Origin of the sequence: Caulobacter sp. CCG-8, from assembly GCF_037402475.1 — a bacterium.
Lineage (GTDB): Bacteria > Pseudomonadota > Alphaproteobacteria > Caulobacterales > Caulobacteraceae > Caulobacter.
This window is the reverse complement of sequence record NZ_JBBEUD010000007.1, coordinates 188852-206283: the sequence shown is the minus strand read 5'-3', so window position 1 is coordinate 206283 and position 17432 is coordinate 188852. Positions and strand designations below refer to the sequence as shown.

Below are 17432 nucleotides of genomic sequence, written 5' to 3'. Positions count from 1 at the left end.
GGACTGCCGCCACCTGCCGCCAAGCTGCTGACAGTCCGTGTCAGCAGCCCCCCTAGCCTTCCCGGCCCGGCGGTCCTACCTTCCAGACATGGCCCGATCCCCAGAGACCGATGCCGGCGGCGTTTCCGACGTCTCCGCCAAGTTCATCCATGACGTCGCCCTGGACGCCGAGGTCGACGCCGCCGCCACGCCCGCCCTGTGGCAGCCGCACCGCCCCGCGCGCCCGGAGAAGTCGGAAGGCGGCAAGAGGTTCAAGCTGGTCTCCGACTACCAGCCCGCCGGCGACCAGCCGACGGCGATCGCCGAGCTCGTCGCGGGCCTGGAAGGCCGCGAGAACGACCAGGTGCTGCTGGGCGTCACCGGCTCGGGCAAGACCTTCACCATGGCCAAGGTCATCGAGGCCACCCAGCGCCCGGCCCTGATCCTGGCCCCGAACAAGACCCTGGCCGCCCAGCTCTACAGCGAGATGAAGGGCTTCTTTCCCGACAACGCGGTCGAGTACTTCGTCAGCTACTACGACTACTACCAGCCCGAAGCCTACGTGCCGCGGACCGACACCTACATAGAGAAGGACAGCTCGATCAACGAGCAGATCGACCGCATGCGCCACTCGGCGACGCGGGCGATCCTGGAGCGCGACGACGTGATCGTGGTGGCCTCGGTCAGCTGCATCTACGGCATCGGCTCGGTCGAGACCTACACGGCCATGACCTTCACCCTGGAGGTCGGCCAGACCATCAACGAAAAGCAGATGATGGCCGACCTGGTCGCCCAGCAGTACAAGCGCAACGACGCCGCCTTCGAGCGCGGCACGTTCCGCCGCCGCGGCGACACCATCGAGATCTTCCCCGCCCACTACGAGGACCGCGCCTGGCGCGTTTCCCTGTTCGGCGACGAGGTCGAGGCGATCAGCGAGTTCGACCCGCTGACCGGCAAGAAGACCGGCGACCTGGAGATGATCAAGGTCTACGCCAACAGCCACCACGTCACCCCGCGCCCCACCCTGCGCCAGGCCATCGTCAGCATCCGCGAGGAGCTGAAGGAGCGCCTCGCCTGGCTGACCGAGAACGGCAAGCTGCTGGAGGCCCAGCGCCTGGAGCAGCGCACCACCTTCGACCTGGAGATGATCGAAACCACCGGCTCGTGCGCCGGCATCGAGAACTACAGCCGCTACCTGTCGGGCCGCCGGCCGGGCGAGCCGCCGCCCACCTTCTTCGAATACATCCCCGACAACGCCCTCCTCTTCACCGACGAGAGCCACCAGACCGTTCCGCAGATCGGCGCCATGTACAAGGGCGACCGCAATCGCAAATGGACCCTGGCCGAGTACGGCTTCCGCCTGCCGTCAGCCCTGGATAACCGCCCCCTCAAGTTCGAGGAGTGGGACGCCATGCGCCCGCAGTCGGTGCACGTCAGCGCCACCCCGGCCAAGTGGGAGCTGGAGCGGGCCGGCGGCGTCTTCGCCGAGCAGGTGATCCGCCCCACCGGCCTGATCGACCCGCCGGTCGAGGTCCGCCCGGTCTCCAAGGACGGCGCCAGCCAGGTCGACGACGTGGTCGACGAGATCCGCCAGACCAAGGCCAAGGGCTACCGCACCCTGGTCACCGTCCTGACCAAGAAGATGGCCGAGGACCTGACCGAATACCTCAACGAGCAGGGGATCGCCGTGCGCTACATGCACAGCGACGTCGACACCATGGAGCGGATCGAGATCATCCGCGACCTGCGCCTGGGCATGTTCGACGTCCTCGTGGGCATCAACCTGCTGCGCGAGGGCCTGGACATCCCCGAATGCGGCCTGGTCGCCATCCTCGACGCCGACAAGGAAGGCTTCCTGCGCTCGGAGACCTCCCTGATCCAGACCATCGGCCGCGCCGCGCGCAACGTCGACGGCAAGGTCATCCTCTATGCCGACCGGGTCACCGGCAGCATGGAGCGGGCCATGGAGGAGACCGCCCGCCGCCGCGAGAAGCAGCACGCCTACAACCTCGAGCACGGCATCACGCCCGAGAGCGTCAAGCGCGACATCAAGGACATCCTCGACAGCCCCTACGAGCGCGGCGACCGCATCCTGGTGCCCATCGGCGGCATCGGCGACGGCAAGGACGCCAAGCCGTTCAGCGGCGACAACTTCAAGGCCGCGCTCAAGGACCTGGAAGCCAAGATGCGCGAGGCCGCCGCGAACCTGGAGTTCGAGACGGCCGCGCGGCTGCGCGACGAGATCAAGCGGATGAAGCTGATGGACCTGGAGTTCGCCAACGAGGCCCTGACGGCGCCGGGCGAGGCGGTGGACAAGGCGATGCCGAAACGGGTGCGCGCGGAGCTGCGGGCTGAGCAGGCGGAGGCGTTTCGGAAGGGAAGGCTGTAGGGGGCGGACATGCGCTTGCGCGGTTTAGCCTCCCATTCCTAGCCCTAGTAGTCATCCCAACCTCTCGGTCGCATCTCGCAATGCAGATTGGAAGGGGAACGACTAGCTGATCCCGCACACGACCTAGACTTCGCCTTCGCTTGACGAAGTGGTTTACGAGAGCGACCATGCCCCCTGCACGACTGGGGAGGCGCGCTATGTTGTCTTTTTCGACTGAGTTTCCGGTAAATCCGATTTATAGGGCTTCGGATTTTTTAGGCATCGTTAAAGAATGGGTCCTGAAATCTCCACACACTACATTTAACACCGAAGATTTATCTAAAATCCCAGACGTCGGCGGATTAACCATCAAGAAGAACAATGAATCTATTGAATCACTCATTGTACCTTTAGATGGTCATGATATCGCATCCATCCGAAGAAATATAATTGATGATGATATACAATGGTTTACCGAAATCGTATTCTCTAGAAGGGATACAGATTCATGGGTCGGTATTCGCATATCCCGAGAGTCTAATCATCCCACAGTCAGACTCCCGCCTGCCAAGAAGCCGATTATCGCGCGAAAATTGCTGGATGGCCTAGAGGGCGGAAAGGACGGGTCTTTATATGTTAAGCAAATACCTCATTTGCTACAAATAGATGATGTCGACCTCGCTTCTCAACTAATAAATGGCGTTGCAGGATGCCGCCTTCCGGTAGTTTACATCAGCTGCGATTTCTATGGAAAATATGACATAGACATAAATTCGCTAGCAAACGACATATCCGGCATGGCTCACGTTGTGGTCGAACCAAATCGGCAATTTTCACAGAAACTACAGTTTGAAGTTTCATCTAAAAATGTTTACGGCGGAGCTGTAGGGATTTACTGGCCTGACGGAGGCCGTGCTTCTATATTTTTTAGAAGCTCTTTCCCAAACAGGTCTGAACTAAAGAAGGAAATAATTGAACAAATAAGAACCGCACTTTTAAATCGTCGACTCATGTTTCGCTGCACGTGGGCCTCCGCGCAAGAGGCTGCTTCGCGCATAGCTTTTGAGGCTCTAAAATCCTCAGGATCGCGGGAAGTCGAAAAATACATCGAAGTTTTCGACCGGGAATTGAAGTCAAAGGACGATCAGCTCTCCGCAGCAGAGGCAGAAATATCTCGCCTAAAGGGAGAAGTTCGTGGATACGAAACGCGAAATCCCGCCGCATCGGGAATCAGCCTTCGACTCGACTCGGAACAGGAATTTTATACGGGCGAAGCCTTTGAGATCGCTTTGGACGCGATGACAGATGCTCAAAAATCCGTCAAAGCCGGAAGCCGCAGAGATCACATTCTCCAAGACATAATAAAATCTAACCCAACAAAGGGAATAAATCATGAAAATAGAAAGATTATAAAAGAATCCCTGCGGGGATATCGATCAATGACGAAGTCTACACATTCTGCGTTGTGCAGTTTGGGCTTTTCCATCACCGAAGATGGAAAGCATTACAAATTGATATATCAGAATGACGCTCGATATACGTTCATACTTCCAAAAACCGGCAGCGATCATCGGGGCGGCCTAAATTCAGCAAGCGACATATCCAAGGAAATCTTCTAGCCCCTGGAAGGGCCGGGGCCGCGAAATGAGGTTCGGCTAGAGACTCCTCAGATCTCTTGGACAAGACTTTCAGTGCCTCACCCATCGGCTTCGTCGACACCTTCTCCCGAAAAAGGAAAAGGAAGCCTACTTGGGCTTCCGGCCCGCCTTCAGCGCTGGTGCTGGTTCCGCCGGGTCGTCGGGCTCGGCGAAGAAGGCCGCCAGCGGGGCGACTAGGACGGTGGCCAAGCGATCCAGCACGTCGACGGTCGGGTTCTCCCGCCCGCGCTCCAGGCCGCTGACATAGGCGCGGTCGACACCGGACTCCAAGGCCAGCCGCTCTTGCGACAGGCCGCGCGCCACGCGCAGCCGCCGCAGGTTCCAGGCTACCAGGGATCGTCCATCCATCGCCGCATGACGCGGTTGATGCGGGCTATTAAACCACTGTCTATATCCTACAGATTGTGATGAACTGGCGGTCTCGCTCACTCCGATCCTAAAGGCGCATCATGAAACCCACCGCCGGCCCCCATCCCGTCGACGTCCATGTCGGGCGGGCCGTGCGATGGCGGCGGAAGCTGCGGGGGTTGAGCCAGCAGGCGCTGGCCGAGCGGATCGGGCTGACGTTCCAGCAGGTCCAGAAGTACGAGACCGGCGCCAACCGGATCAGCGCCTCGGCCCTGCACGCCATCTCCGGGGCGCTGGAGGTGCCGATCGCCTTCTTCTTCGACGGCCTGCCGGAGACGGTCGCCGGCCTGCCGGCGAAGGAGGGGCTCGAACCCGAGGCCTCGCTGACGGCGCGGATGCTGGTCGCGCCCGGCGGCCTGGCCCTTGCCGAGGCCTGGCTGGACCTGCCGCCCGGGCCGCTGCGCCATCGGCTGGCGGCATTGGTCCAGACGACGGCGGCGGCGTTGCGGGGCTCGGCGGCGTGAGCTGGATGCGCGCCGGGGACGCGCACTCACGGCACGGCGCCGGTGCGCTTCGCTCGGGGCCCAAGGTGAGTGCGTGTCCCCCAAGTCGTCCGCTGAGGTCGGGATCCAGGCCCACCGGCGCCCTGGGCGACGTAGGGGACACGCACTCACCTCACGGCCGTGAAGCAACCGGCAAGGCCTTGCCGTGAGTGCGCGTCCCCAGCCCGCGAGGGAGGGGCCGATCTTGGCGCCCGTCCCTCCCCCTTGTGGGGAGGGTGGCGGCGAAGCCGACGGGTGGGGGATCGGTGCAGGGGGTTGACGGGTCTTGATCTGGTGAGTCAGCAGCCCCCACCCGACCCTGGCCCCGCCAGGGCCACCCTCCCCACAAGGGGGAGGGAAGGAGCGTTTGCGCTCGGCGGATAGCGGACAGAGTTCAGCGATTTCAACACCCTGAACTTTTTCGACCCGATTTGTCCTCACCCTCCCAGACCGCCCGTATCCTTGACCCACCTCGTCGCAGGGAAAGGGCGCATGGCCAGCGACCGATGCGGCGGCGGGGGGCGATCGAGCGGGACTGGGCTGGAGGGGGTTACTCCAGCGTGTCCGGGGAGCCTGGCGTTGCAGGCCCCGCCCGCCGTCGGCGTGGCTGGGGATCGGCGTGCGTGTCTCATGATCCGCGTCCCCCAGCGCCGGGTCTCGTCGGAAACGACGGGCCGGGTGTCCGGCTAAGCCTCAACAGGGCTGCCTACCGGACGCTGGCGGATAACGAGCGCGCGGAGCGATCGGCTTCGTCGAAACGGTTACAACACACAGAACTCCGGACGTCGTCCGGCGCTCCGCGTCCCTTTCCAGCTCACAGCCAGACTGGCGTGGGATCACACCCACTTGCCCCCACCTGGCGGCTTCGCCGCCTGTCCGCCCCCATAGGGGGCGGAGGACGCGTGCTCACCCCCTCTTCCCCCTCCGGGGGAAGACGACCGCGCAGCGGTCCGTAGGGGGCAAGGGATCGCCGCACAGTCCTCAAGAGAAGGAGCCCTCCATGACCCGACCCCGCCCCAAGACGCCCGAGCCCCCGAAGCAGGGGCGGCGCCCCCGCCTCGCCAAGCCCCTGCCCCTGCATCTCAGGACGCCCGAGGAACAGGCCCGGTTCGAGGTCCTCTATCGCGAGATCGACCGGCGGCTGGCCGCCCTCCAGGCCGCGCGGGACGCGGCGGCCGCGCGGCGATGAGCCCTATTCTCCCCGCCTCAGCCGCTCGCGATAGGCCCCCGAGCTCGCCACATAGCCCTCGGCGTCGCCATAGGCCTGGTAGGTCCGGTAGCGCTCGTGGCTGCCCTTGACCTTCAGGGCGTGCTTGATCGGGCACCAGTACTGCTCGGTGCGGGCGGTGATCTCGCGGGCGTAGGCGATGACGCCGTTGCCGTAGCCGCAGAACACGCAGTTGAGCTTCTGCACCGGGTTCAGGTAGCCGAGCCGGTGGCGGTCGATGACCACGTAGTCCGAGCGCTTCACCCGGGCGATCCCCCAGGCCGTGAAGCAGCCCAGCTGGTAGAGGCTGACGCTGAGGTCGAGGATGGCGAGCGGCAGGGCCATGCCGTAGATCAGCGGCATGGTCAGCAGGGTGGGCCAGGGCGTGCGGGCCACGTTCAGGCCCTTGCGGTGGGCACGCTGGCGGCGGAGCGCGTCGGCCTTGAAGCAGGGCTTGCCGTTCTCGAGCGTGAACCCCGCCTCCGCCGCCCGGGCCGCGTCCCGCGCGGCGAACGCCGCCTCGATCTCGGCCTCCACGGCGCGGAGGCGGTCGATGAGCTGGTCGAGGGATTGGTCGGGCATGGGGGACTCCGCTTGCCGGAGACCATGGAGCGAGTCGCCGCTTGCCCCCACCTGGCGGCTTCGCCGCCTGTCCGCCCCCGCAGGGGCGGAGCCTCGCGCTCTTCCCCCTCCGGAGGAGGAGGGACGAAGGCCCGGAGGGGGCAAGTGTTCGCCGCGCCACGGCCCAGCTCTTGCTCCTCCCAACCCACAACGACCCATTTCGAGACAAGGCCGCAGCCATGTTCGCCAAGAAGAAAGACACCGTCCCCGCCCCGGCCTTCACGCCGCTGGCCCAGAACGAGCCGGTCCAGCTGGTCTCGCCGGTCCAGGCCCCCGTCCCGCCGCCCCGTCCCAAGCCGGCCTCGATGCTGGCCCAGGGCGTGGCCATCAAGGGCGACGTGATGGGCGACGGCGAGGTGCACCTGGACTGCGTGGTCCAGGGCGACATCCGCGTGGGCAAGCTGGTCCTGGGCCCCAACGCCCGGGTCGAGGGCTCGCTCCACGCCCAGGTCATCGAGATCCACGGCCGGGTGACCGGCCAGGTCTCGGCCAAGCAGGTGCGCCTTTATGGGACGGCCGTCGTGGACGGCGACATCACCCACGAGCAGCTGGCCATGGAGAGCGGCGCCCAGTTCCAGGGCCGCAGCCTGAAGTTCCAGCGCCAGGCCCCGGCCCCGACGGCCGCTGCTCCGGCCCCCGCCGCGCCCCAGGCGCCGGCGCCCGGCGTCCAGTCGCCGGCCATGGCCGTCTATCCGGGCTGATCGCGCGTTGAGGTCTCGGGCGGCGCGGCGAGGGCATGGGGTCTTTGCCGTCGGCCGCCGACCGCGCTAGGATTTGCCATGCGTTCCCTGGTCCAGAACCCGCGTTTCCTGGTTCCGATCCTGCTCGGCCTGGTCGTTTCCGGGGCCGCCGGCTGCTCGCGGACCGACGACCGCGCCGGCGCGCCGGGCGCGGCGGGCTCCGGCCCGGTCCCGGCGACGGCCCAGGACGCGGCCCCCGCCGCGGGCGGGCCGACCACGCTCAAGCCCGGCCTCTGGAAGACCGTGACCCAGTCCCCCAGCGGGCCCCAGGAATCGACCCAGTGCGTGGCCGAGGGCTTCGACCCCGGCGCCGAGGCGGCCCGCAAGGTCTCGCCCTGCGGCAGTCCCGGGATGACCCGCACCGTCGACGGCTTCCGCATCGACCTGGCCTGCCAGAAGAACCACATCGACTACGTGCTGACCGGCACGGCGCGCGGCGACTTCGTCACGACGGCGCAGACCGACCTGCAGCTGGTCGTCTCGGCCTTCGGACGCCGCCAGACCCTGCACGCCCAGGCGACCAGCACCTACCAGGGCCCGTGCGAGCCGGGCGCCCAAGTGGCGGGCAAGGCGGCGGGCCAGGAACCGGGCCAGGAAGCGGGCCAGGAACCGGGCAAGACGGGCGCCCGATAGCCTCCGAAACAGGCGCCGGAATCCCCCTGGGCGCGAAGCTGTGGCAGGCAGGACACTTAACCCGCCCGATCGCACGGATCAGGCGAAACCCGGGGAACGGCCGCGCTCCGGCGCACCTTGTACTCTCGAGGGCCGGCGCCGCGTTTGGACGCCGCCCGAGGAGCGAAGACGTCCATGAACGGCCCGCTTTTGACCGTGGTCCCCGACCAAGTCGAGCCCGTCGAAGTCTACAATCTGAGCCGCGGTCCCGAGACCACGACCCAGCGCGTCCGGCGTTTGCAGCAGGAGGCCCGCCTGCTGGCCCGCGAGCAGATCGAGGCCATGGGCCGCGACCTGGACGACCTGGCCGCCCGGGCCCACGAGATCGCCGAGGGCGGCGACGCCTACGCCGTGGGCGTGCGGGAAATGGCCTCGCGCCTGGCCGCCGACCTGCCGCAGAAGGCCCAGGGGCTGCGCGCCATCCTGAACCGTTCGGGCAAGGACTAGGCGCCGGCGAAATCCCGGGCGGAAGGACGCGGCGGGCTGGTCAAACCGTCACATCGGCGCGCTAGATGGCCGACATGACCCTGCTGACCCGACGCGCCCTCACCACCGCCGCCCTGGCGGGAACCCTGGCTCCGGGCCTGAGCTTCGCTCGCGCCCCGAAGACGCCGATCGTCATCGCCCACCGGGGCGCCTCGGGCCTGCGGCCGGAGCACACCGCGCTCTCGTACGACCTGGCCATCGACCAGGGCTGCGACTTCATCGAGCCGGACCTGGTGCCGACCAAGGACGGCCACCTGATCGCCCGGCACGAGAACGAGATCGGCGGCACCACCGACGTCGGCTCGCGCGCCGAGTTCGCCGACCGCAAGGCGACCAAGACCATCGACGGCCAGTCGGTCACCGGCTGGTTCACCGAGGACTTCACCCTGGCCGAGATCAAGACCCTGCGGGCCCGCGAGCGGCTGCCGCAGCTGCGGCCCGCCAATACGAAATACGACGGCCAGGCTCAGCTGCTGACCTTCGACGAGGTCGTGGCCATCGCCAAGGCGGGCAGCCAGCGCACGGGCCGGACGATCGGGGTTTACCCGGAGATGAAGCACCCCAGCTACTTCGCCGGCATCGGCCTGCCGGTCGAGGATCGCCTCGTGGCCCTTCTCAAGAAGAACGACCTGGACTCCGCGACGGCTCCGGTCTTCGTCCAGTGCTTCGAGGTCACGCCGCTGAAGACCATCCGCGCCAAGACCAAGGCGCGCCTGGTGCTGCTGACCGCCGGCGAGGGCGGCCCGGCCGACCTGCCGAACGTGACCTATTCCCAGCTGGTCAGCCCCTCGGGCCTGAAGGAGGTCGCGCTCTACGCCGACGGCCTGGGCCCGGAGAAGACCCAGATCGTGCCGCAGGACGCCACCAACCTGCTGCCGGCCACCGCACTGGTGAAGGACGCCCACGCCGCCGGCCTGGTGGTCCACCCCTGGACGGTGCGGGCCGAGAACTACTTCCTGCCGTCGTCCCTGCGCCGAGGCGACGCGGCCGCGGCCGACTACCTGGCCCAGCCGGGCGAGGTCTCGGCGGTGTTCAAGGCCCTGTACGCCGCCGGCGTCGACGGCCTGTTCAGCGACTTCCCGGGTCTGGCGGTCGCGGCGCGGGGCTAGACCCGCGCTTGACCCCGCGAGGGTCGCGAGCGGATGCTGGCGCGATCAAAGGGGGGACGTCCATGCGTGCGAAGATCCTGGCCGCCGGCCTGATGACGGTCCTCGTCCCGGGCCTGACCCAGGCCGACATGGCCGCCCCGCCGATCCTGGCCATGGGCCTGTGCGCCTCGGGCGCGGGCGACGTCGCCGCCGCGGCCTCGCCGCCGCGCCAGACCGAGCTGATGAACGGCTACGGCAAGGTCCACTGGGAGATCGCCACCGCTTCGCCCGAAGCGCAGGCCTTCTTCGACAACGGCCTGGAGCTGGGCCACGCCTTCGCCCACAAGTCGGCCCTGGCCGCCTTCGAGGAGGCTTCGCGCCGCGATCCGGACTGCGCCATGTGCCTGTGGGGCCAGGCCTGGGCCGGCGGGGCCACGATCAACTTCACCATCGACGCCAAGACGCAAGCCAAAATGGCCGCCCTGATGGCCCGGGCCACGACCCTGGCCGCGAACGGCCCGCCCCGCGAGCGCGAGCTGATCGCGGCCATGACGCTCCGCTACAGGAACGGCGGCGGCAAGGGTCCCGGCGACGACGCCTACGCCAGGGCCATGGACGCCCTGGCCCGCGCCCATCCGGACGACAACGAGCTGGCCGTGCTGGCGGCCGACGCCCTGATGATCCCGGCTTCGCTGCGCAACGCCAAGGGCAACCTGCCCCGCGCCGTCGAACTGCTGGAGGGCGCGCTGAAGCGCGATCCCGACAACGCCCCGGCCATCCACTTCTACATCCACGCCACCGAGATGAGCGGCTTCACGGCCCGGGCCGTGCCCTATGCCGACAAGCTGGAGGGCCTGGCCCCGTCGGCCAGCCACCTGGTCCACATGCCCTCGCACACCTACTACTGGGTCGGTCGGTACGAGGACGCCCTGCGGTCCAACGCCCAGGCGTCCAAGCTGGACGAGGCCAACGCCAGGGCCCAGGGCTTCACGGGCGACGGCGCGGCCTTCAACCTGTTCTATCACGGGCACAACGTGCAGTTCGGCATCGCCGGCGCCCTGATGTCCGGCGACGCGGCCGGCGGCCTGGCCCTCGCCCGTCCGGCCGTCGCCAACGGTCCCAAGCTGAAGCCCGACGACGCCTGGAACCAGATGGTGGCCGGCGCGGCCTACGACCTGATGGGCCGCTACGCCCCGACGGACGAGGTGCTGGCCCTGGTCGACCCGGGCCAGCCCTATCTGCGGGCGATGTGGCGCCACGCCCGCGCCGAGGCCCTGGGCCGCGACGGGGACATCGCCGGCCTGCGCCGCGAGGCCGCCCTGGTCGAGATCGACAAGGGCCAGCTGAAGGCCTTTGGCCGCTACGCCGGCCAGATGGCCGAGGTCACCCGGCTGGCGCACCTGGTGCTGGAAGGCCGCGCGGCCATGCTGGACGGCCAGCCCAAGGTCGCCGCCGGCTTCCTGCGCAAGGCGGCCGAGCTGGAGGAGAAGCGCTTCGCCGACATGACCGATCCGCCGATCTGGTATCCGGTGCGCCGCAGCCTGGCGGCCGCCCTGCTGGCCTCGGGCGACGCCCAGGGCGCGGCGACCGAGGCGCGCGCCGCCCTGGTCCGCCGCACCGGCGACCCCGTCAGCCTCAGCGTCCTCTCCCAGGCCGAGCGCGAACTGGGCCAGGCGCAGGCCGCCGACCAGCATCTGGCCCAGGCCCGCAAGGGCTGGATGGGCGGCGACCTGTCGAAGCTGCCCCTGGCCCAGAGCTAGCCCGCTTGCGCCGAGCGAAGGGGCGAGGCAGCTTGCCCGCCTTCTTCGTTCCGGAACGCCTTCGATGATCCTCCGCCTCGCCGCCGCGACCGCCGCCCTGGCCCTGCTGGCCGCCCCCGCCCTGGCCGCGCCAAACGAGGGCGCCAAGCTGGACGTCATCGCCCAGGACTTCGTGCGCCTGACCCTGGAGGCCGGCGAGCGCGAGCCGGGCTATGTCGACGCCTATTACGGCCCCGCCGAGTGGGCGACCGCCGCCAAGGCCAAGCCGCGCGAGGTGCCCGCCCTGCGCGCCGAGGCCGACCGCCTGGCCGCGGCCCTGAAGGCCGTCGACGGCAAGGCGCTGAGCCCCGACGAAGTCCGCCGCAAGGCCTTCCTCGCCGGCCAGGTCAAGGCCGCCCAGACCCGCCTGGCCATGCTGGCCGGCCAGAAGTTCAGCTTCCAGGACGAGGCCGAGGGCCTGTTCGGCGTGCGCCCGCCGCTCAAGCCGCTCAGCGCCTACGACCCGATCCTGGCCAAGATCGACAAGCTGGTGCCCGGCGAAGGCGACCTGGCCACGCGCGTCAGCGCCTTCCAGGCCCGCTACACCATCCCGACCGACCGGCTGGAGCCGGTGATGAAGGCCGCGATCGCCGAGTGCAAGGCGCGTACGGAGGCCCACATCGCCCTGCCCAAGGGCGAGCGCTTCGACCTCTCGTTCGTCACCAAGAAGCCGTGGAGCGGCTACAACTGGTACAAGGGCGACGCCCACAGCCTGATCGAGGTCAACACCGACCTGCCCACCCCGATCAGCCGCGCCGTCGACCTGGGCTGCCACGAGGGCTATCCCGGCCACCACGTGCTGAACGCCCTGCTGGAAGAGAAGCTGACCAAGGGCAAGGGCTGGGTGGAGTTCAGCGTCTATCCGCTGTTCTCGCCGCAGTCGCTGATCGCCGAGGGCAGCGCCAATTACGGGATCAAGCTGGCCTTCCCGGGCGAGGAGAAGCTGAATTTCGAGCGCAAGACGCTCTACCCGCTGGCCGGCCTGGACCCGGCCACGGCCCAGACCTACGACGCGGTGACCGGCGCCATGGCCGACCTGGCCAGCGTCCAGAACACCATCGCCGACCTCTACCTGTCCGGGAAGCTCGACAAGGAGGCCGCCGTCGCCGCCCTGGCCAAGTACGCCCTCAGCTCGCGCGCCAAGGCCGAGAAGTCGCTGAGCTTCATCGAGACCTACCGAAGCTACGTGATCAACTACAACCTCGGCCAGGACATGATCCGCGCCCACGTCGAGCGCGCCGGCCCGTCGCAGGACGCCCGCTGGACGCGGATGGAGGCGGTGATCTCGCAGCCGACCACGCCGGCGGATTTGGCGAAATAGACGACGAGGGGGACACACACTCGCTCCAGGGACCCAGCCAGATCGGCAAGGCCTCGCCGCGAGTGTGTGTCCCCGCCTTCACCCCCTATGGAAGAGGGCTTAGCACCCGTCCCTCGTCGGCGCTCGACGTACCATCCACCGCGGCCGCGTAGGCCTCGGCGACCGCCTCCGGCCCGGCGCCTTCGACGATCCGCAGCCAGCGCGGCGCGTCAGCGACGAACGGGGCCCAGGCGGCGTCGTGGCGCTCGTCCAGCCCGCCCGCTCCCCAGTCGGTCGCGCGCTTGCGGATGCGGTCCGGCGCGAAGAAGAACGCCGGCTTGGGGCCGGGCATGACGCCCGCCCCGCGCTCGCCCTCCCAGTGCGTGCCGCCCACCAGGCAGGAATAGGCCAGGACCTCGCCGAACCGCTCGTGCGCCGCCCTCAGAAGGGCCGCGTCGCCGGCGAAGTCGACCAACACGACCGGTTCCTCGATCGGTGCGGTCGCCAGGTCCTCGTAGACCACCACCTGGTCGTAGAAGCCCAGCCCCTCGACGAAGGCGCGGTTGCGGGCCGAGGTCAGGCCGACGACCTTGGCCTTGCCGCGTTGCTTGAGCTGGAAGGCCAGGCTGATCGCGGTCTTGGACGAGGCGCTGGTCAGCACCACCGACCGCGCCCCGAACAGCGCGTTCTCGTCCAGGAAGTCCTCGATCAGGAAACCGGTGATGAACAGCGGCCGCAGCAGGGCCTGGTGGTCCTCGGACGGATCGGCCGCCCCGACCGCCTGGTACTGGTTGTAGACCGGCGGCAGGCCGTGGCGATGCGGCGCGATGTCGGCGAAGCCGGTCCGGGTCTTGCGCGGCGTCACGGTCAGGTGGGTCGACATCGGCCAATAGCCGTAGAACCGCTGGCCGATCGCGAGCTCCGGATGGTCGGACGCCTCGACCCGCGCGAAGCCCCAGACCGGGATCCGGCCCCAGCCCTCGGCCGCGGGGAAGAAGTCCCAGTAGCGCATGGCCTCGCCGAACAGGGCGTAGGTGATGTTGTTGGAGGTCAAGGCGAAGCGTTCGATCGCCAGCCGCGCCTGGCCCTCGCCCAGTTCGGACGGCGGGGCCTCCACGACCTCGGCCCGCCGCAGATCGCCCTTCGACACCACGAAATCCCAGGCTTCCATCGTCGTCGCTCCTCTGCTGGCGACCATGGTAGGCGCGTCTCGCGACAAAACGTCAAACATTTGTTTGAATCGGTCCGGCGGACCGCCGCTTCATTGTCACGGGAGACAATGTTTTCGTTGCGACGCCGGGCGCGAAGCCCCAAGTCCGACCCATCTGTCCAGCTCGCGATCGGACCGCGCCCATGACCGACACGCCCCTGCCCCTTCGCCATTTCCTGTTGGCGCTGGCCGTGGTGGCGGTCTGGGGCACCAACTTCGTGGTCATCCGCGTGGCGCTGGACCACCTGCCGCCGCTGCTGTTCGCCGCCCTGCGCTTCACCCTGGTGCTGTTGCCCATGGTGTTCTTCGTCAAGCGGCCCAAGGTCCCGTGGACCAACCTGGCGGCCTACGGCGTGCTGATCGGGGCCGGGCAGTTCGGCCTGCTGTTCGTGGCCATGAAGGGCCACATCTCGCCGGGCCTGGCCTCGCTGGTGGTCCAGACCCAGGTGTTCTTCACCATCGGCATGGCCATGAAGATCAGCGGCGAGCGGGTGAAGGGCTTCCAGATCGCGGCCCTGCTGCTGGCCGCCTCGGGCATCGTGCTGATCGCCGCCCACGGCGGCGGGGCGGCCACCCCGCTGGGCGTGATCCTGGTGCTGGGCGCGGCCGCCAGCTGGGCCGGCGGCAACATCGTCGCCCGTCAGGCCGGGACGGTGAACATGCTGGCCTATGTGGTCTGGGCCAGCCTGTTCTCGATCCCGCCGTTGTTCCTGATGTCGCTGTGGCTGGAGGGCTGGCCGGCCATCGTGGCGGGCGTGGCCCACGCCGACGCCCTGACCTGGGGCGCGGTGGCCTGGCAGGCCGTGGGCAACACCATGTTCGGCTACGCCGCCTGGGGCTGGCTGCTGGCCCGCCACCCGGCGGCGACGGTCACGCCCATGGCCCTGCTGGTCCCGGTGTTCGGCATGGGCGCCTCGGCGATCCTGCTGCACGAGAGCCTGCCGGGCTGGAAGCTGCTGGCCGCCGTGCTGGTGCTGGCCGGGCTGGCGGTGAACATGCTGTGGCCGAAGGTCCGGATGCGGTTCCTGGCGCCGGCATAACCCCCTTCATCCGCTCATCCCGGCGAATGCCGGGACCCAGATGGAATGGCTTTGAGGCGGGCTCCTCGAACTCAGAGCCTCTCCAGCCCGACACACCGCTATGGGATCTGGGTCCCGGCATTCGCCGGGATGAGCGGATTATTGGGGTGCGGGTTATCCACAAGACCCAGTGAGCTTTGGATGACCCGATCATCCGACGTGCGGAAATCGCACAATCCGCTTATGTTCACGCTCTAACCCGCCATGCGTTTCGACGACCACTTCCTCGACGAACTGAAGCAACGCCTTCGCCCTTCCGACGTGATCGGGAAGACGGTGAAGCTGCGGCGGCAGGGGCGCGAGTATGCGGGGCTGTCGCCGTTCACCAAGGAGAAGAGCCCGTCGTTCTTCGTCAACGACGACAAGGGCTTCTACCACTGCTTTTCCAGCGGCAAGCACGGCGACATCATCTCCTATCTGCAGGAGACCGAGCGGCTGACCTTCACCGAGGCGGTCGAGCGGCTGGCGGCCGAGGCGGGCATGGCTCTGCCCGAGCCCGACGCCCGCGCCGCCCAGGAGGACAAGAAGCGCGCCGGCCTGTCGGACTGGATGGAACTGGCCGCCGCCTGGTTCGAGGGCGAGCTGCGCCGCCCCGTCGGCCAGGCCGCCCGCGACTATCTCAAGCGCCGGGCCCTGCCGGAGGACCAGTGGAGCCGCTTCCGCATCGGCTTCTCGCCCAACGGCCGCACGGCGCTGAAGGACTATCTGATCGCCAAGGGCGCCAAGCCGGCCGAGCTGGTCGACGCCGGCCTGCTCATCGCGCCCGAGGACGGCGGCCAGCCCTATGACCGGTTCCGCGACCGGATCATCTTCCCGATCACCGACACCCGGGGCAAGGTCGTCTCGTTCGGCGGCCGGGCCATGGATCCCGCCGCCCGGGCCAAGTACCTGAACGGGCCGGAGACCACGCTCTTCCATAAGGGCCGGCTGCTGTACGGCCTGTACGAGGCCCGGAAGCTCCTGCACGCCGCCCAGGCCGCCGCCCCCACCGAACAGACCCCGATGCTGGTGGTCGAGGGCTATATGGACGTCATCGCCTGCCAGCGGGCGGGCCTGCCGGCCGTGGCGCCGATGGGCACGGCCATGACCGAGGAGCAGATGGAGGTGCTGTGGCGCCTGCATCCCGAGCCCACCCTCAGCTTCGACGGCGACAAGGCCGGCCAGCGCGCCGCCAGCCGGGCCATCGACCGCGCCCTGCCCCTGCTCAAGCCCGGCCGCTCGTTCAAGTTCTCGATCGTGGTCGGCGGCAAGGACCCCGACGACGTGCTGCGCGAGCAGGGGCCGGCGGCGCTGAAGAGCCAGCTGACCCAGACCACGCCCTTCGTGGAAGCGCTGTTCAACCGCGAGCGCGACCTGGAGCCGCTGGACACGCCCGAGCGCAAGGCCGGCTTCAAGCAGCGCCTGCGCGCCGCCGCAGGAACCATCGCCGACAAGGACCTGTCGGCGGCCTATCGCGACGACCTCTACGTCAAGCTGGACGCGCTGTTCCCCAAGCCCAACGCGGGCGGCGGGCAAGGCGGCGGCGGGTCCTGGGGCGACGGCGGCGGCCGGCCGTTCGTCCCGCGCGGCCAGTGGCGGGGCGGCCGCGACCGGGGTCCGCCCGATCCGGGCATCCGGGGCGTGGCCCGGGCCGAGATCACCACCCGGCTCAAGCCCTTCCACGCGGCGGTGGCGATCGCCGCCCTGCGCCATCCGGCCTGGGCGCGGCCCTATGACGAGGCGATCGAGCGGGTCGGCTTCGGCGATCCGCGCCTGTCGACCCTGGCCCACGAGCTGTTCGAGGCCCTGGCCGACGACATCGGCGACGACGCCCCGTTCCGCGCCATCCTGGAGCGCAAGGGCCTGGGCGATCACGTCGCCGAGGTCGAGCGCGTAGCCTCGGCGATCGACGCCCCGTTCCTGGACCCGAAGATGGAGCCGCACCGGGCCAAGGCCCTGTGGTCGGCCTGCTACGAGGCCCTGGTCGAGATCGGCGACAGCGAACGGGCCCTGGAGGCCCTGCGCCGCGAGGCCGTCACCGCCGGAACGCTGGCCGCGACGCGCGACCTGCGCACCCGCATCGGCGCGCTGGAGCGGCAGATCAGCGGGCTGGAGTTCTGGCAGGCGGCTTCGTAGGGCGCGCCCGCCCAACCTCCGCACCCGTTGAAATAGAACGATACTGATCACTACCCATCTTGACTCCTGCGTCATGCAACGCCATCTGGCGACTCAAGGATTTGCCACGCAGCTGATTGACATCGCCCGGGCCGCCGTCGCGCGCGCCCTCCTTGAAACAGGATGTCACCCTCGCCGCCCCCAAGTCCCAGTGGCTGCCGAAAACCCCTCAAGGGCCGAC

Annotated in this window: 15 protein-coding genes; 12 read left to right on the top strand and 3 right to left on the bottom strand. The window is 68.3% G+C overall.

Translation table 11 applies throughout. The annotated features are described in order from the left end of the window. Positions 1 to 88: 88 nt before the first annotated feature. Both uvrB and WAE60_RS09270 read left to right on the top strand, forming a co-directional pair. The gene (gene uvrB, locus WAE60_RS09275) at positions 89 to 2368 is read left to right on the top strand and encodes an excinuclease ABC subunit UvrB (RefSeq protein WP_337685876.1); all 2280 of its coding nucleotides are present in this window, start codon (positions 89 to 91) and stop codon (positions 2366 to 2368) included. A 197-nt stretch (positions 2369 to 2565) separates the two neighbouring features. Continuing rightward, entirely contained in the window at positions 2566 to 3966 is a 1401-nt protein-coding gene (locus WAE60_RS09270) for a hypothetical protein (RefSeq protein ID WP_337685875.1), read from the top strand. A gap of 126 nt (positions 3967 to 4092) precedes the next feature. Here the strand turns inward: WAE60_RS09270 and WAE60_RS09265 are convergent, their stop codons facing one another. Further along, the gene (locus WAE60_RS09265; protein WP_337685874.1) at positions 4093 to 4353 is read right to left on the bottom strand and encodes a helix-turn-helix transcriptional regulator; all 261 of its coding nucleotides are present in this window, start codon (positions 4351 to 4353) and stop codon (positions 4093 to 4095) included. A 101-nt stretch (positions 4354 to 4454) separates the two neighbouring features. Between WAE60_RS09265 and WAE60_RS09260 the strand changes: the two genes are divergently transcribed. After that, positions 4455 to 4877 (top strand): helix-turn-helix transcriptional regulator, encoded by a 423-nt coding sequence (locus tag WAE60_RS09260; RefSeq protein WP_337685873.1) that lies wholly within the window; start codon positions 4455 to 4457, stop codon positions 4875 to 4877. Between the two features lie 1018 nt (positions 4878 to 5895). Further along, complete coding sequence (locus WAE60_RS09255) at positions 5896 to 6084, top strand: hypothetical protein (RefSeq protein WP_029908293.1); 189 nt, start codon at positions 5896 to 5898, stop codon at positions 6082 to 6084. Positions 6085 to 6087: 3 nt separating this feature from the next. Here the strand turns inward: WAE60_RS09255 and WAE60_RS09250 are convergent, their stop codons facing one another. Then, positions 6088 to 6684 carry a hypothetical protein gene (locus WAE60_RS09250; protein ID WP_337685872.1) on the bottom strand — a complete coding sequence of 199 codons (597 nt, stop codon included), beginning with the start codon at positions 6682 to 6684 and terminating at the stop codon, positions 6088 to 6090. A 218-nt stretch (positions 6685 to 6902) separates the two neighbouring features. On the opposite strand from WAE60_RS09250, the gene WAE60_RS09245 reads away from it, so the two are divergent. The 6 genes from WAE60_RS09245 to WAE60_RS09220 all read left to right on the top strand — a co-directional run bounded on the left by WAE60_RS09245 (position 6903) and on the right by WAE60_RS09220 (position 12829). Then, a complete protein-coding gene (locus WAE60_RS09245) occupies positions 6903 to 7424 on the top strand; it encodes a polymer-forming cytoskeletal protein (protein WP_337685870.1) in 522 nt (173 codons plus the stop codon). Positions 7425 to 7502: 78 nt separating this feature from the next. After that, entirely contained in the window at positions 7503 to 8096 is a 594-nt protein-coding gene (locus WAE60_RS09240; protein ID WP_337685868.1) for a hypothetical protein, read from the top strand. Positions 8097 to 8270: 174 nt separating this feature from the next. Beyond that, the gene (locus WAE60_RS09235; RefSeq protein WP_029908301.1) at positions 8271 to 8582 is read left to right on the top strand and encodes a hypothetical protein; all 312 of its coding nucleotides are present in this window, start codon (positions 8271 to 8273) and stop codon (positions 8580 to 8582) included. Positions 8583 to 8647: 65 nt separating this feature from the next. After that, entirely contained in the window at positions 8648 to 9730 is a 1083-nt protein-coding gene (locus WAE60_RS09230) for a glycerophosphodiester phosphodiesterase (RefSeq protein WP_337685866.1), read from the top strand. Between the two features lie 62 nt (positions 9731 to 9792). Then, a complete protein-coding gene (locus WAE60_RS09225; RefSeq protein WP_337685865.1) occupies positions 9793 to 11469 on the top strand; it encodes a hypothetical protein in 1677 nt (558 codons plus the stop codon). Positions 11470 to 11533: 64 nt separating this feature from the next. Then, the gene (locus WAE60_RS09220; RefSeq protein ID WP_337685863.1) at positions 11534 to 12829 is read left to right on the top strand and encodes a hypothetical protein; all 1296 of its coding nucleotides are present in this window, start codon (positions 11534 to 11536) and stop codon (positions 12827 to 12829) included. Between the two features lie 85 nt (positions 12830 to 12914). Here the strand turns inward: WAE60_RS09220 and WAE60_RS09215 are convergent, their stop codons facing one another. Then, on the bottom strand, positions 12915 to 13979 hold the full coding sequence (locus WAE60_RS09215) for a DUF2855 family protein (RefSeq protein WP_337685862.1): 1065 nt from the start codon (positions 13977 to 13979) through the stop codon (positions 12915 to 12917). Positions 13980 to 14161: 182 nt separating this feature from the next. On the opposite strand from WAE60_RS09215, the gene WAE60_RS09210 reads away from it, so the two are divergent. Together WAE60_RS09210 and dnaG are read left to right on the top strand one after the other, a co-directional pair. Further along, positions 14162 to 15058, top strand: coding sequence for an EamA family transporter (locus WAE60_RS09210; RefSeq protein ID WP_337685860.1), 897 nt, complete (start codon positions 14162 to 14164; stop codon positions 15056 to 15058). A gap of 243 nt (positions 15059 to 15301) precedes the next feature. Continuing rightward, a complete protein-coding gene (dnaG, locus tag WAE60_RS09205; protein WP_337685859.1) occupies positions 15302 to 17212 on the top strand; it encodes a DNA primase in 1911 nt (636 codons plus the stop codon). Positions 17213 to 17432 lie beyond the last annotated feature (220 nt).